Genomic DNA, 13,557 nt, shown 5'->3' with positions numbered 1-13,557 from the left:
CCCGCTCTCGGCACGCTGCTCAACCCCGACCGCAGCGACTACCACACCGCGCTCCTCTGGAACGCTCACGCAGGCGCACTCCGGGCCCGCTTCACCACCTACATCCGCCAGGCGGAGCGGCGACACCAAGACCCGCAGGTCCCGGCGCACGCTCGCCCTGCCGTCACGCGTATCGATGCCCTCTGGCGGCAGCACGTGGATCAGGGCTGTGACCGGCCTGCCGCCGGCGACGAGTGGGAGGAACACGGGCTCGTCTTCTCCTCGGCCGTCGGTAAGCCGCTCGACGCTACCAACGGCCGGCGCGCCTTCCGACAGGCACTCAAAGACGTCGGCGGAAGCGACGCGGACGAGTGGACGCCTCGGGAGCTGCGCCACAGCTTCGTATCCCTGCTCTCCGACCGTGGCGTCCCTCTGGAGGAGATCTCCCGGCTCGTCGGTCACTCGGGGACGGCCGTGACCGAGGAGGTCTACCGGAAGCAGATCAGGCCGGTGATCCAGACGGGCGCCGTCGTCATGGACGGCATCTTTGGCGCGGACCCACGGAAGCCGTAGGCACGCAGGAAGCGATAGTCACGCAGATAGACACACAACAACGCCAGAGGGCCCTTACCAATTCGGTAAGGGCCCTCTGACCTGCTACTCAGCTGTCGGGGTGGCGGGATTTGAACCCACGACCTCTTCGTCCCGAACGAAGCGCGCTGCCAAGCTGCGCTACACCCCGATGCCGCGCGGTCTCCCGGCGACATCGATTACTTTAGCCCACCCGCGGCCGGAGGCGAAATCCGGTTTCGGCGGGCGTGGGCGGCCTCAGGGCCGCTGAGGCGGCCGGGCACCTGACCCTCCGCCGTACGTCAGTCGCGGGGTGTCAGCGTCAGCAGCGTGGCCTCGGGGGGGCAGGCGAAGCGGACCGGGGTGTAGCGGTTGGTGCCGCAGCCCGCCGAGACGTGCAGGTAGGAGCGGCGGTCTTCGACCGTGTGGGTGGAGAGGCCCTTGACCCGGTCCGTGTCGAGGTCGCAGTTGGTGACGAGCGCCCCGTAGAAGGGGATGCAGAGCTGGCCGCCGTGGGTGTGGCCCGCCAGGATCAGCGGGTAGCCGTCGGCCGTGAACGCGTCCAGGGAGCGCAGGTACGGGGCGTGGACCACGCCGATGGAGAGGTCCGCCCCGGTTTCGGGGCCGCCCGCGACCTCCGCGTAACGGTCGCGCTTGATGTGCGGGTCGTCGAGGCCGGTGAACGCGATCTCCAGGCCGTCGAGGCTCAGCCGCCCGCGTGTGTTGGACAGGCCCAGCCAGCCGGCCGCGTCGAAGGCGTCCCGCATCGGCTCCCACGGGTTGTGGGCGACACCCACCGCGGGGGCGTTGCCGTTGAGGCCGTGGGCGCCCTGCATCTTCTCGAACAGGTACCGGGCGGGGTTACGCAGCTTGGGCCCGTAGTAGTCGTTGGAGCCGAAGACGTAGACGCCGGGGAACTCCATCAGGGGACCGAGCGCGTCGAGTACCTCGGGGACGGCGTCCGGGTCGGACAGGTTGTCACCGGTGTTCACGACGAAGTCCGGACGCAGACCCGCCAGCGACTGCAGCCAGGCCCGCTTCTTGCGCTGGCCGGACACCATGTGGATGTCGGAGACCTGGAGGACGCGCAACGGTCGTGCTCCCTGCGGGAGTACGGGGACGGTGATCCGCCGCAAGCGGAACGAGCGGGCCTCGAACCCGGCCGCGTAGGCGAGACCGGCGACGCCGACCGCAGCGCCGACAGCCGTGACTTTCAGGGGTACTCCGTAGCGTGCGCGCATGGGCCCATCGTCGCAGACACGGTGCCGCGACAGGAAAACGAGCGGGCGGCGGGTGCCCCGTACCTGTCACAATCGCCGCATGACCACGCTCAAGTCCAAGCTCAAGGAAGACCTCACCACGGCCATGAAGGCGCGTGACGAGCTCACCTCGTCCACCCTCCGGTTGACCCTCACCGCGATCACCAAGGAGGAGGTCAGCGGCAGGACGGCGCGCGAACTCTCCGACGACGAGGTGCAGAAGGTGATCGCCCGGGAGGCGAAGAAGCGCCGGGAGGCGGCCGAGGCGTTCACTCAGGGCGGTCGGCAGGAGCAGGCGGAGCGGGAGAAGCTGGAGGGCGAGCTGCTCGACGCGTACCTCCCCAAGCAGCTCACGGACGAGGAGTTGACGGACATCGTCACCGCCGCGGTGGAGGAGGCGAAGGCCGCCGGAGCCGAGGGGCCGCGTGCGATGGGCGCCGTCATGAAGATCGTGAACCCGAAGGTGGCGGGCCTCGCCGAGGGTGGCCGGGTGGCCGCGACGGTGAAGAAGCTCCTCGCGGGCTGACCCACCCAGTCCGGTTCGTTGTGCGAACGGCACAGCGGGTCCCAGCGGGCGCAGCGCACAGCCCGCCGGGCCGGCAGCCTGACGAGCCCTGCGGCGCGGAGGTGGTGCGGTGCCTCCGGCGGGAGGGTCAGTACGTGGCGTCCCCCCTCCCGCACGACGAGCCGAGCCCCCGTCGACTCGGCGTCCGCGACCAGACCAGACCAGGCGCCGACGCCGACGCGGAGAGGGTGGCCCGGGACGAACCCGGACCACCCTCTTCACATTCCGCCCGTGCACGGAAGCCCGCGCACCGAAGCCCGCAGGCCGTTCCGTCAGGTCAGCCCCGGCCGCCTGCGCCGTTCCCTCGGCCGCCGCCGTTGCCGCCGTTGCCGTTCCCCGGGCCGCCGTCGCCGCCGCCGATGAGGCCGGGCGGGAAGGAGATGCCGTCGAAGGGCTCGTCCCCACCGCCGCCGTCCCCGCTCTCCGGGTCGCCCGGCTCCACCTTCCCGGCCTCGGTGCTGCCGCGCGGGACCTTGACAGGGTTGAACGCGGGCGTCTCGGCGGCGGTCAGCACCTCGGTCATCGCGGTCCGCCAGATCGGACCGGGGAGGCAGCCACCGCAGACCTTGTCGTAGTACTGGCCGCCGATGGTGATGTTGTACATTCCGCGCTTCTCGCCGACGTCGTCGCCGACCCAGACCGCGGTGGACAGGTTCGGCGTGTAGCCGACGAACCAGGCGTCCTTGCGCTCATCGGTGGTTCCGGTCTTGCCCGCGTTGTCGCGGTCGGTGAGTCCGGCCCGGGTTCCGGTGCCGTCCTCGACGACACCCTTGAGCATCTGGTTGATCATGTCGGCGGTGGTCTCGCTCATCGCCCGATCGCAGTCGGTCTTCGGGACGGGCAGGGACTTGCCGGCCCTGGTGGTGACCGCCTCGATGGCGACGGGGGAGCAGTACGTGCCGCGGTTGGCGTAGGCGGCGTACGCGGAGGCCATGCCCAGCGGGGTGTTCTCCTCACCGCCGAGCGTGATCGACGGGTCCTCGCCGATCTTCACGCCCGTCCCTTCCTCGTACCCCAGCTTCTTCGCCATGGTGACGGTCTCGCACAGACCGACCTTCTGCTCCAGCCGTGCGAAGTAGGTGTTGATGGACTTGCCCAGCGCGCTGGTCAGGTCGAAGGGACCGAACTCGGACTTCAGCTCGTTCTGCACGGACCACCGGTCCGACCCGGTGGGACTGCCGGCGCAGGTCAGGTAGTCGCTCTTCTCCATCTGGATCTTCCACGGGTCGTCGTAGACCTGGGTCGGGCTGATGCCCTTCTCCAGGGCGGCCGCCGCGGTGATCGGTTTGAAGGTCGAGCCGACCTGGAATCCGTAGGTCGTGCCGCCCATCTTGCTGCCGACGGCGAGGTTCATCACCGTCTCGTGCTTCGTCCCGTCGAGCCCGTACGGCCGTGACTGCCCCATCGAGAGGATCTTGCCGGTGCCGGGCTGGACCTGGACGACCGAGGCGGCGACGCCGTCGGTCTTGTAGACGTGGGAAGTGGCCGCCTTGTTGGCCGCCGCCTGTGCCTTGGGGTCCAGGGTGGTCTTGATGGTCAGGCCGCCGAGGTCCCACAGCTTCTTCCGGTCGGCCTCGGTCTTGCCGAAGGCCGGGTGGGTCAGGACCGTCTTGCGGACGTAGTCGCAGAAGAAGCCGGCCCCCTCGACGGCGGTGATGCAGCCGCTGCGGGGCTTACTGACCTTCAGGCCGAGTGGGGAGGCCATGGCCTTGTCGGCCTCGGCCTGAGTGACGGCCTTGGTCGCCGCCATGCGCATCAGCACGATGTTGCGACGCTTGGTCGCCTCCTGCGCGTCGTTGACCGGGTCGTAACGGCTCGGCGACTGGACGATGCCGGCCAGCAGCGCTGCCTCCGTGAGCTCCAGGTCCTTGGCCGGCTTGGAGAAGTAGCGCTGGGACGCGGCCTCGACGCCGTACGCCTGCTGTCCGAAGAACGTGATGTTGAGGTAGTTCTCCAGGATCTTCTTCTTGCCGAGCTCCTCTTCGACCTGGATGGCGAACTTGAGCTCGCGGACCTTGCGGCCCAGTGTCTGCTGGGTGGCCTCCAGGACCTTCGCCTGGTCGTCACCCGCCTCTTCCACGAAGACGTTCTTGACGTACTGCTGGGTGAGGGTCGACGCGCCCTGCGCGGCCCCGCCCGCCTGCACGTTGCGGTTCATCGCACGCAGGATGCCCTTGAGGTCCACGGCTCCGTGCTCGTAGAAGCGGGAGTCCTCGATCGCGATGATCGCGTCCTGCATGTACGGGGAGATGTCCTTGAGGGGGACGACGGTCCGGTCGCGGGAGTAGTCCGTCGCGATGAGACCGCCGTCGCTGTCCAGGATCGTGGTGCGCTGACTGAGCGGTGGCGTCTTGAGGTTGGAAGGGATTTCGTCGAATCCCTCGACCGTCCCCTTGGCCGCGAGGCCGAGCACTCCGGCTGCCGGCAGTGCGATACCTGCCAGGACAGCTCCGGATAGTGCGGCGACACCGAGGAACTTGGCGGCCTGCTGGGTCGTCGTGAGACCCCCGCCCGAGCGCTTCTTTGGCATGGGGGCAGCCTACGTTCTCATTCGCCGGACAGGCGTATATGCGTTGGCCTAAGCTGCTCTCAACTGTCACAGCTGACCGGATTTGTTTCAACCCCCGTGCAGTTCCAGCCATCTTCGTACGCACCGTCTCTGCGGCCCCTGGCATTCCCGAATTCACCCTGTGCGTCAAGGAATGCCCATCGCGATTTGGGTGCACTGTCCCCCTTTCGGGGTGATGGTCTCGTATGTCCCCACCTCACTCCTCTGGGTGATCTGCCGCGTACGCATAGTCCGTTCGGGCCATCGAAGATTGGGCCCGAAGGGGGTGTTGTGCTGTCCCTACCTTCCGTAACGTCCTCAACCGGTGGCGGTGAATATGCCGCCGCCGCCGTGGGGGAGCCTCGATTCGGGAGAGGACGGCGCCGGGATGGGCTGGGTAACCGACTGGAGTGCGCAGGCAGCCTGCCGCACTACCGATCCGGATGAATTGTTCGTACAAGGGGCAGCGCAGAACAGGGCCAAGGCGGTGTGCACCGGTTGTCCGGTGCGGACCGAGTGCCTGGCCGACGCGCTGGACAACCGCGTCGAATTCGGCGTGTGGGGGGGAATGACGGAGCGGGAGCGCCGCGCACTGCTGCGCCGACGACCCACCGTCACGTCATGGCGCCGCCTGCTGGAGACCGCTCGTAGCGAGTACGAGCAGTCGACGGGCATCCTGCCCGCGGCGGTCGGCCTGGAGGACGACGTACTGCACCAGACGTACGCCGCCGTGGGGTAGCCGCGGGGTGGGGTACGGCCGTCTCCGGCGGTGACGGCCCGGCGGGCAGGGCCTAGGCAGCTCCGGCCGGAGCGGAAGCGGGACCGGCCGCGAGCCGGTCCCCGATGGCTCTAAGACCCGTGAGGTCATGTACGTCACCGGGCAGTGCGGCCACTTCGGTGACGGCTACCTCGGGGTGGAGTGCGGTGAAGCAGTCCCGGGTGCGCTTCTCGCGCGCGACGACCTGCATGCGCTCGGCATGCAGCCGCAGCAGGCCCGCGGTCAGCTGCTCGACCGAGTACGCGGCCGACGCGGGCGCGGCATCCTCATCGTCCGGCTCTTCCTGGCTTCGGTCCTCGGTCTCGCCCTGGTCATGTCCGGTCTCGTTCGCATCGGGCGACGCGGTCGGCGTGTCGCGGCCGTCTGGGGGCAGCGGTGTACCGACGGCTTCGGGGGAGACGCCTGCCGGGTCCACCGGGTCACTGAGGCCAGCCTTCCCGGTCGTGTGATCCACAATGCCGCCCTCTTCAAGATTTTCGGCGGCGGACAGGGCGCGCTCCGCGGTCAGCCGGGAAGCCCCGCTGTCGTGGACCCGGTTGAGCACCAGACCGGCCAGGGGCATCTGCTCCGCGGCCAGCCGCTCCACGAAGTACGCCGCCTCGCGCAGTGCGTCCCGCTCCGGCGTCGCGACGACCAGGAACGCCGTGCCGGGGGCCTGGAGCAGCTTGTACGTGGCGTCCGCCCGGGTGCGGAACCCGCCGAACATCGAGTCCATGGCGGAGACGAAGGTCTGTACGTCCTGGAGGAACTGACCGCCCAGCAGCTTGCCGAGCGTCCCCGTCATCATCGACATGCCGACATTGAGGAACTTCATCCCGGCCCGGCCGCCGATCTTCGCCGGAGCCATCAACAGCCGGATGAACTTGCCGTCCAGGAACGAACCGAGACGCTTTGGCGCGTCCAGGAAGTCCAGCGCGGAGCGCGAGGGCGGCGTGTCGACGATGATCAGGTCCCACTCGTCGCGCGCCCTCAGCTGCCCCAGTTTCTCCATGGCCATGTACTCCTGCGTGCCCGCGAAGCCGGCCGACAGGGACTGGTAGAAGGGGTTCTCCAGGATCGCGCGGGCCCGGGCGGCGTCGGTGTGCGCCTCGACGGTCTCGTCGAAGGTCCGCTTCATGTCGAGCATCATGGCGTGCAGCTCACCGCCGTTCGCGCCGTCGATGTCCTCGACGCGGCGCGGGACGTTGTCCAGCCGGTCGATGCCCATGGACTGCGCGAGGCGGCGGGCCGGGTCGATGGTGAGGACCACCGCCCTGCGTCCGCGCTCGGCGGCCCGTACCCCGAGGGCGGCGGCCGTCGTGGTCTTGCCGACCCCGCCCGACCCGCAGCACACGACGATCCGGATGTCCCGGTCGTCCAGGAGCGCGTCCGTGTCCAGTCCCGGTGCGACGTCCGGTCCGAGCGTCATGACCCCACCTCTTCCCCTGCGCCCTGTTTGCGGAGCTCGGCCGCCAGGTCGTGCAGCGCGGAGAGGTCCACGCCATCGCCGAGCAGCGGGAGCTCGGCCGTGGGCAGTCCCAGTCCGGCCAGTACGGCGCGCTGCTCGCGCTCCAGCGACACCCGCTGCGCGTGCTGTGCCGCCTGCTCGACCAGCGGCCGTACGAGCGCGGCTGCACCGGTCACACCCGCCCGGGTCAGCGTCTTGGCGATCTCCTTGCGGCGGGCACCCGAGACGGTCAGCAGCGCCTCCTCGTCCAGCAGGTGGGGGCGCACCATGTTCACGATGACCCGGCCGACCGGCAGCTCGGCCGCGCGGAGTTCGGCGATGCCGTCCGCGGTCTCCTGGACCGGCATCTCCTCCAGCAGCGTCACCAGGTGGACCGCGGTCTCCGGGGACTTCAGCACCCGCATCACCGCCTGCGCCTGATTGTGTATCGGGCCGATCCTCGCCAGTCCGGCCACCTCGTCGTTCACGTTGAGGAAGCGCGTGATGCGTCCGGTGGGAGGCGCGTCCATGACCACGTGGTCGTAGACGAAACGCCCCTTCTTGTCCTTGCGGCGTACGGCTTCGCACGCCTTGCCGGTCAGCAGGACGTCCCGCACCCCCGGTGCGATGGTGGTCGCGAAGTCGATCGCGCCGAGCTTCTTGAGCGCACGTCCCGCGCTGCCCAGCTTGTAGAACATCTGGAGGTAGTCCAGGAGGGCGCGCTCGGCGTCGATCGCCAGGGCATGTACCTCCCCACCGCCCGGAGCGACGGCGATCCTGCGCTCCTCGTAGGGAAGGGCTTCCGACTCGAAGAGCTGGGCGATGCCCTGTCTGCCCTCGACCTCGACGAGGAGGGTGCGCTTGCCCTCGGCCGCGAGGGCGAGCGCGAGGGCGGCGGCGACCGTGGTCTTACCGGTACCGCCCTTACCGCTGACGACCTGGAACCTGCTCACGTCCTGGAGCCTAACCAGTCGGGCCCGGGCTACGCACGAGACCGTACGTGCCAGGCATTACAGTCGCCCCTATGACCAAGTGGGAATACGCGACCGTGCCCCTTCTCGTGCACGCGACCAAGCAGATTCTGGACACCTGGGGCGAGGACGGCTGGGAGCTCGTCCAGGTCGTACCCGGCCCGAACAACCCCGAGCAGCTCGTGGCGTACCTGAAGCGGGAGAAGCCGTAGTGGCGGGCGCCGTCGAAGCGCGCCTCGCCGAGCTGGGTCTGACGCTCCCGGACGTCGTGCCGCCGCTGGCCTCGTACCAGCCGGCCGTGCGGTCCGGGGTGTACGTCTACACCTCCGGTCAGCTGCCGATGGTGGAGGGCAGGCTCGCGGTGACCGGCAAGGTGGGCGCCGAGGTCACGCCTGACGAGGCCAAGGAGCTGGCCAGGACGTGCGCGCTCAACGCCCTGGCGGCCGTGAAGTCCGTCGCGGGCGACCTGGACCGGATCGCCCGGGTCGTGAAGGTCGTGGGCTTCGTCGCCTCCGCCTCCGACTTCACCGGTCAGCCCGCCGTGATCAACGGTGCGAGCGAGCTGCTGGGCGCGGTCCTCGGTGACAAGGGTGTGCACGCGCGCAGCGCCGTGGGCGTCGCGGTGCTGCCGCTGGACGCGCCGGTGGAGATCGAGGTCCAGGTCGAGCTCGTCGAGGACTGACCCGTACCCGTATGCGAGGGATGATCCCGCCCGGTCCGCGTGACCGGGCGGGATCGCGCGTGTATGGGGGAAGGGCGCCGGGGGATGGGGCGGGTGGGGGCGGTGCGCTGTGCACCCGGGCGTCGTGTGTGTAAGGGCCACGCACGGCCACCCGGGGCCCTCGAACATCGGGACGGTTCCGGATAGCCTCCGGCCATGTCCAATGGTCAGTGGTACCCACCGGAATGGCCCGACCGGATCCGGGCCCTCGCCGCGGGCGAGCTGACGGTCGCGACGCCCAGGCGGGCCGCCACCGTCATGCTGCTCCGGGACCGCGCCGAGGGCACCGGGGGCGGGCCGGCCGTGCACATGCTCCGCCGCCGTACCTCGATGGCGTTCGCCGGGGGCGCGTACGCCTATCCGGGTGGCGGAGTCGATCCGCGCGACGACGACCACCTGATCGGCTGGGCCGGTCCTCCGCTGGAGCACTGGGCAGGGCGGCTCGGCGTCACCACGCCGACCGAGGCGCAGGCCATCGTCTGCGCGGCCGTCCGCGAGACGTACGAGGAGGCGGGCGTCCTCCTGGCGGGGCCCACGCCCGGCACGGTCGTCAGCGACACGACGGGCGCGGAGTGGGAGGCCGACCGCGAGGCACTGGTCGCCCGCGAGCTGTCCTTCGCGCGGTTCCTGGACCGGCGCGGCCTGCTGCTCCGCTCCGACCTGCTCGGCGCGTGGGCGCGCTGGATCACCCCGGAGTTCGAACCGCGCCGGTACGACACCTGGTTCTTCGTCGCGGCCCTCCCCGAGGGCCAGCGCACCCGCAACGCGTCCACCGAGGCCGACCGGACGGTGTGGATCGAACCCGGTGAGGCGGCGGACGGTTACGACAGGGGCGAACTGCTGATGATGCCGCCCACCGTGTCCACGCTGCGGACGCTCAGGCCGTACAGGACGGCCGCCGAGGCCCTGGAGGCGGCAGATACCCAGGACCTGACCCCCGTACTCGCACAGGCCCGCCTGGAGGGCGAAGAGCTGGTTCTCAGCTGGCCGGGGCACGAGGAGTTCACCAAGCACGTCCCGGCCGGCGGCGCGGGAGGCGGGGGCGCGTGAGCGACGCGGCGGCACTTCCGGGGCAGCCCCGGGGCGGAGTCCTCTCCGGCCCCGCCACCACCCGTACCGTGAACGTCCTCGCCCCGAACGCCTCGGTGATGACCCTGGACGGCACCAACACCTGGATCGTGGCCGAGCCGGACTCGGGCCTGGCCGTCGTCATCGACCCGGGCCCGCTGGACGAAGGCCATCTGCGGGCGGTGATCGAGACCGCCGAACGGGCCGGGCGGCGGGTCGCGCTCACTCTCCTCACGCACGGGCACGCCGACCACGCGGAGGGCGCGGCCCGCTTCGCCGAGCTGACCCGGACGAAGGTGCGCGCCCTGGACGCGGCGCTGCGCCTGGGCGACGAGGGGCTGGGGGCGGGCGACGTCATCACCACCGGCGGACTCGAACTCCGGGTGGTCCCGACCCCCGGGCACACCGCGGACTCGCTCTCCTTCCACCTGCCGGCCGACGGGGCGGTACTCACCGGCGACACGGTCCTGGGGCGCGGTACGTCGATGGTGGCCCATCCGGACGGGCGGCTGGGCGACTACCTCGACTCGCTGCGGCGGCTGCGCTCGCTGGCGGTCGACGACGGGGTGCACACCGTCCTCCCGGGGCACGGTCCCGTCCTGGAGGACGCCCAGGGGGCGATCGAGTTCTATCTCGCCCACCGTGCGCACCGCATGGCCCAGGTGGAGACGGCGGTGGAGTCCGGACACCGGTCGCCGTCGCAGGTGGTGGCCCACGTCTACGCGGACGTGGACCGGTCCCTGTGGCCGGCGGCGGAACTGTCGGTACGGGCGCAGCTGGAGTACCTGACCGAGCACGGGCTCATCTAGGGAGCACCGGCCGCGGCGCCCGCGAAGGGCCCCGCCATCCGGCGGGGCCCTTCGCGGCACGTCAGCGGGAGCGCTTCGCCAGCCGCTCCACGTCCAGCAGGATCACGGCGCGTGCCTCCAGGCGCAGCCAGCCGCGTCCGGCGAAGTCCGCGAGGGCCTTGTTGACCGTCTCGCGGGAGGCGCCGACCAGCTGGGCCAGCTCTTCCTGAGTCAGGTCGTGCACGACGTGAATGCCCTCGTCGGACTGCACGCCGAAGCGGCGCGACAGATCGAGGAGCGCACGGGCGACACGGCCCGGTACGTCGGAGAAGACCAGGTCGGACATCTGGTCGTTGGTCTTGCGCAGGCGCCGGGCGACAGCGCGCAGGAGCGCGGTGGCCACCTCGGGGCGGGCGTTCAGCCAGGGCTGGAGGTCGCCGTGGCCGAGGCCGAGCAGCTTGACCTCGGTCAGGGCCGTCGCCGTCGCCGTGCGCGGGCCCGGGTCGAAGAGCGACAGCTCTCCGATCAGCTCGCCGGGACCGAGGACGGCCAGCATGTTCTCGCGTCCGTCGGGGGAGGTGCGGTGGAGCTTCACCTTGCCCTCGGTGACCACGTAAAGGCGGTCACCCGGGTCGCCCTCGTGGAACAGCGCGTCGCCGCGCGCGAGGGTCACCTCACTCATCGAGGCGCGGAGCTCCGCGGCCTGCTCGTCATCGAGCGCCGCGAAAAGCGGGGCGCGCCGCAGAACGTCGTCCACGAAATCTCTCCTTGTCGGCCTGTTCAGGGAACCGTGGTCCCCATGATGCCGGACGGCAAAACAGTGCGATCGATCACAAACCAGTTTGACGCACGTACGTGCCGGTACGTGCGGCAGGGGGCCGATTGCGCGCGGATACGCAGTGACCGGGGCGGATGTCGGTGCCGGGCCCTAGGCTGGCCGGGTGTCCAGAATGCCGGTGGGAGCGCGGGCCGAAGGGGCTGATCGGGTGTCGGAAGGCCCTGATTCCGCTGTGGGCGAACGGATCGCGCATTGCTCCGATAATGCCATGAAACGCCCGGACGGAAGCGCTGCGGACGAGCCCGCGGCCGACGCGGTGAAGGTGACGACGACGAAGGCGACGCGGTGAAGACGACGAAGGCGAAGATGACGAGGACGACGACGAAGCCGGCCGCACCGGAATCGCGTCTCGCGATGGTGCGGCGTGCCCGCCGGATCAACCGCGAGCTCGCCGAGGTGTATCCGTACGCCCACCCCGAGCTGGACTTCCGCAACCCCTTCGAGCTGCTCGTCGCCACCGTGCTCTCGGCGCAGACCACGGACCTGCGGGTCAACCAGACCACCCCCGCGCTGTTCGCCGCCTACCCGACCCCCGAGGACATGGCGGCGGCCGATCCGGAAAGGGTGGAGGAGCTGATCCGGCCGACCGGCTTCTTCCGCGCCAAGACCAGGTCGCTGATAGGACTTTCGACCGCGATCAGGGACAACTTCGGCGGAGAGGTCCCCGGCCGGCTCGACGACCTCGTCACGCTGCCCGGGGTGGGCCGCAAGACCGCCAACGTCGTTCTCGGCAACGCGTTCGGGGTCCCCGGCATCACGGTGGACACGCATTTCGGCCGCTTGGTCCGCCGCTGGAAATGGACCGACCGGGAGGACCCGGAGAAGGTCGAGGCGGACGTGGCCGCGATCTTCCCCAAGAGCGAGTGGACGATGCTCTCCCACCGTGTGGTCTTCCACGGCCGCCGCGTCTGCCACTCACGCAAGCCCGCGTGCGGCGCCTGCCCGATCGCTCCGCTCTGTCCCTCCTACGGTGAAGGGGAGACGGACCCGGAGAAGGCGAAGAAGCTCCTGAAGTACGAGTTGGGCGGTTACCCGGGCCAGCGCCTCAGCCCGCCGCCCGACTACCCGGGCGAACCGGCACCGCCCCTCGGGGCCGAATGAGGGACGGGCGCGGCCCGGGCAGGACGGAACCGAGCGAGAAGACCCCGGAACGAAATGGTCGATGACAGGCGTTGTGAGACGGAGGGGGTGCATATGACGCACGCACAGAGCACGCGGTCCGCTCCGGCCGCCGGGCGGGGCGCGTCCGCCGGCGCCGGAAGCGGCGGGCACGCCGACGAGCGTTCGCGCGCGTGCTCCCAGGACCAGATCCCCGTCACCACCGAAGGGCTGCCCGAGTGGCTCGACCCGGTCGCTCGCGCGGCACGGGCCATCCGGCCCCGGCAGCTGAGCCACTTCCTGCCGCCCGAGAGCGGTGAGGGCCGCCAGTCCGCCGTCCTGATCCTCTTCGGCGAGGGCGAACGGGGGCCGGAGCTGCTCCTCATGGAGCGCTCCAGCACCCTGCGCTCCCACGCGGGCCAGCCGTCCTTCCCCGGCGGCGTCGTGGACCCCGAGGACGGTGACCCGGCGACCACGGGGCCGCTCAGAGCCGCGCTGCGGGAGGCCGAGGAGGAGACCGGGCTCGATCCGCGGGCGTGCAGCTCTTCGGCGTGCTGCCCCGGCTGTACATCCCCGTGAGCGACTTCGTGGTGACGCCCGTCCTCGGCTGGTGGCGGGCACCGAGCCCGGTCGGTGTCGTGGACCCGGCCGAGACCGCCCGGGTGTTCACGGTCCCCGTGGCGGATCTCACCGACCCGGCCAACCGGATGACCACCGTGTACCCCAGTGGCCACCCCGGCCCCTCGTTCCTGGTCGAATCAGCTCTCGTCTGGGGGTTCACGGCCGGTGTGATCGACCGGATTCTGCACTTCGCGGGCTGGGAGCGCCCGTGGGACCCGACCAGACAGGTGCCGCTCGACTGGCGCCCATGACAGGCTGACTGCTCCATCCCGTGCTGCGCTGCTCCGGCCCGGCCCGGATCCCGTCGGACGGACGACGGGCCAGGTG

Annotated in this window: 12 protein-coding genes, 1 tRNA gene and 2 pseudogenes; 9 read left to right on the top strand and 6 right to left on the bottom strand. The window is 70.5% G+C overall.

Going from position 1 to position 13,557, the window contains the following annotated elements; translation table 11 throughout:
* Positions 1 to 103: 103 nt before the first annotated feature.
* Positions 104 to 552: pseudogene (locus Sfulv_RS13100) on the top strand (tyrosine-type recombinase/integrase); the annotation flags it as partial.
* Positions 553 to 647: 95 nt separating this feature from the next.
* Here Sfulv_RS13100 and Sfulv_RS13095 read toward each other — a convergent pair.
* Together Sfulv_RS13095 and Sfulv_RS13090 are read right to left on the bottom strand one after the other, a co-directional pair.
* A tRNA-Pro gene (locus Sfulv_RS13095) sits at positions 648 to 721 on the bottom strand.
* A 130-nt stretch (positions 722 to 851) separates the two neighbouring features.
* Complete coding sequence (locus tag Sfulv_RS13090; RefSeq protein WP_173313858.1) at positions 852 to 1,790, bottom strand: metallophosphoesterase; 939 nt, start codon at positions 1,788 to 1,790, stop codon at positions 852 to 854.
* Positions 1,791 to 1,869: 79 nt separating this feature from the next.
* Here Sfulv_RS13090 and Sfulv_RS13085 point away from each other — a divergent pair, with 79 nt between their 5' ends.
* Positions 1,870 to 2,334, top strand: a complete 465-nt coding sequence (locus Sfulv_RS13085; RefSeq protein ID WP_173313857.1) for a GatB/YqeY domain-containing protein — start codon at positions 1,870 to 1,872, stop codon at positions 2,332 to 2,334.
* A gap of 316 nt (positions 2,335 to 2,650) precedes the next feature.
* On the opposite strand, the gene Sfulv_RS13080 is transcribed toward Sfulv_RS13085, so the two are convergent.
* Positions 2,651 to 4,903, bottom strand: a complete 2,253-nt coding sequence (locus Sfulv_RS13080) for a transglycosylase domain-containing protein (RefSeq protein WP_173313856.1) — start codon at positions 4,901 to 4,903, stop codon at positions 2,651 to 2,653.
* Positions 4,904 to 5,309: 406 nt separating this feature from the next.
* Between Sfulv_RS13080 and Sfulv_RS13075 the strand changes: the two genes are divergently transcribed.
* Positions 5,310 to 5,660 carry a WhiB family transcriptional regulator gene (locus Sfulv_RS13075; protein ID WP_173313855.1) on the top strand — a complete coding sequence of 117 codons (351 nt, stop codon included), beginning with the start codon at positions 5,310 to 5,312 and terminating at the stop codon, positions 5,658 to 5,660.
* A gap of 52 nt (positions 5,661 to 5,712) precedes the next feature.
* On the opposite strand, the gene bagB is transcribed toward Sfulv_RS13075, so the two are convergent.
* Both bagB and bagA read right to left on the bottom strand, forming a co-directional pair.
* Complete coding sequence (gene bagB / locus Sfulv_RS13070) at positions 5,713 to 7,107, bottom strand: ATPase BagB (RefSeq protein WP_173313854.1); 1,395 nt, start codon at positions 7,105 to 7,107, stop codon at positions 5,713 to 5,715.
* Positions 7,104 to 8,078 carry an ATPase BagA gene (bagA, locus tag Sfulv_RS13065; protein WP_173313853.1) on the bottom strand — a complete coding sequence of 325 codons (975 nt, stop codon included), beginning with the start codon at positions 8,076 to 8,078 and terminating at the stop codon, positions 7,104 to 7,106. Before bagA ends, bagB begins: the two co-directional genes overlap by 4 nt.
* A gap of 71 nt (positions 8,079 to 8,149) precedes the next feature.
* Between bagA and sp36 the strand changes: the two genes are divergently transcribed.
* From sp36 to Sfulv_RS13045, 4 genes are all read left to right on the top strand, one after another.
* Positions 8,150 to 8,308, top strand: a complete 159-nt coding sequence (gene sp36 / locus Sfulv_RS13060; protein WP_019992579.1) for a Sp36 family protein — start codon at positions 8,150 to 8,152, stop codon at positions 8,306 to 8,308.
* A complete protein-coding gene (locus Sfulv_RS13055; RefSeq protein ID WP_173313852.1) occupies positions 8,308 to 8,778 on the top strand; it encodes a RidA family protein in 471 nt (156 codons plus the stop codon). Before sp36 ends, Sfulv_RS13055 begins: the two co-directional genes overlap by 1 nt.
* Before the next feature lie 195 nt (positions 8,779 to 8,973).
* Positions 8,974 to 9,867, top strand: coding sequence for an NUDIX hydrolase (locus Sfulv_RS13050; protein WP_173313851.1), 894 nt, complete (start codon positions 8,974 to 8,976; stop codon positions 9,865 to 9,867).
* Positions 9,864 to 10,694, top strand: coding sequence for an MBL fold metallo-hydrolase (locus tag Sfulv_RS13045; protein WP_173313850.1), 831 nt, complete (start codon positions 9,864 to 9,866; stop codon positions 10,692 to 10,694). Before Sfulv_RS13050 ends, Sfulv_RS13045 begins: the two co-directional genes overlap by 4 nt.
* A gap of 61 nt (positions 10,695 to 10,755) precedes the next feature.
* Here the strand turns inward: Sfulv_RS13045 and Sfulv_RS13040 are convergent, their stop codons facing one another.
* Complete coding sequence (locus Sfulv_RS13040; RefSeq protein ID WP_173313849.1) at positions 10,756 to 11,430, bottom strand: Crp/Fnr family transcriptional regulator; 675 nt, start codon at positions 11,428 to 11,430, stop codon at positions 10,756 to 10,758.
* 387 nt (positions 11,431 to 11,817) lie between these two features.
* Between Sfulv_RS13040 and nth the strand changes: the two genes are divergently transcribed.
* Positions 11,818 to 12,612, top strand: a complete 795-nt coding sequence (gene nth, locus Sfulv_RS13035; protein WP_173317815.1) for an endonuclease III — start codon at positions 11,818 to 11,820, stop codon at positions 12,610 to 12,612.
* A gap of 93 nt (positions 12,613 to 12,705) precedes the next feature.
* Positions 12,706 to 13,481, top strand: a pseudogene (locus tag Sfulv_RS13030) (NUDIX hydrolase).
* Positions 13,482 to 13,557 lie beyond the last annotated feature (76 nt).

This window comes from Streptomyces fulvorobeus (genome assembly GCF_013167895.1).
Classification (GTDB): Bacteria; Actinomycetota; Actinomycetes; order Streptomycetales; family Streptomycetaceae; genus Streptomyces; species Streptomyces fulvorobeus.
The sequence above is the reverse complement of the archived record's forward strand: the minus strand, read 5'-3'. Positions and strand labels throughout refer to the sequence as shown.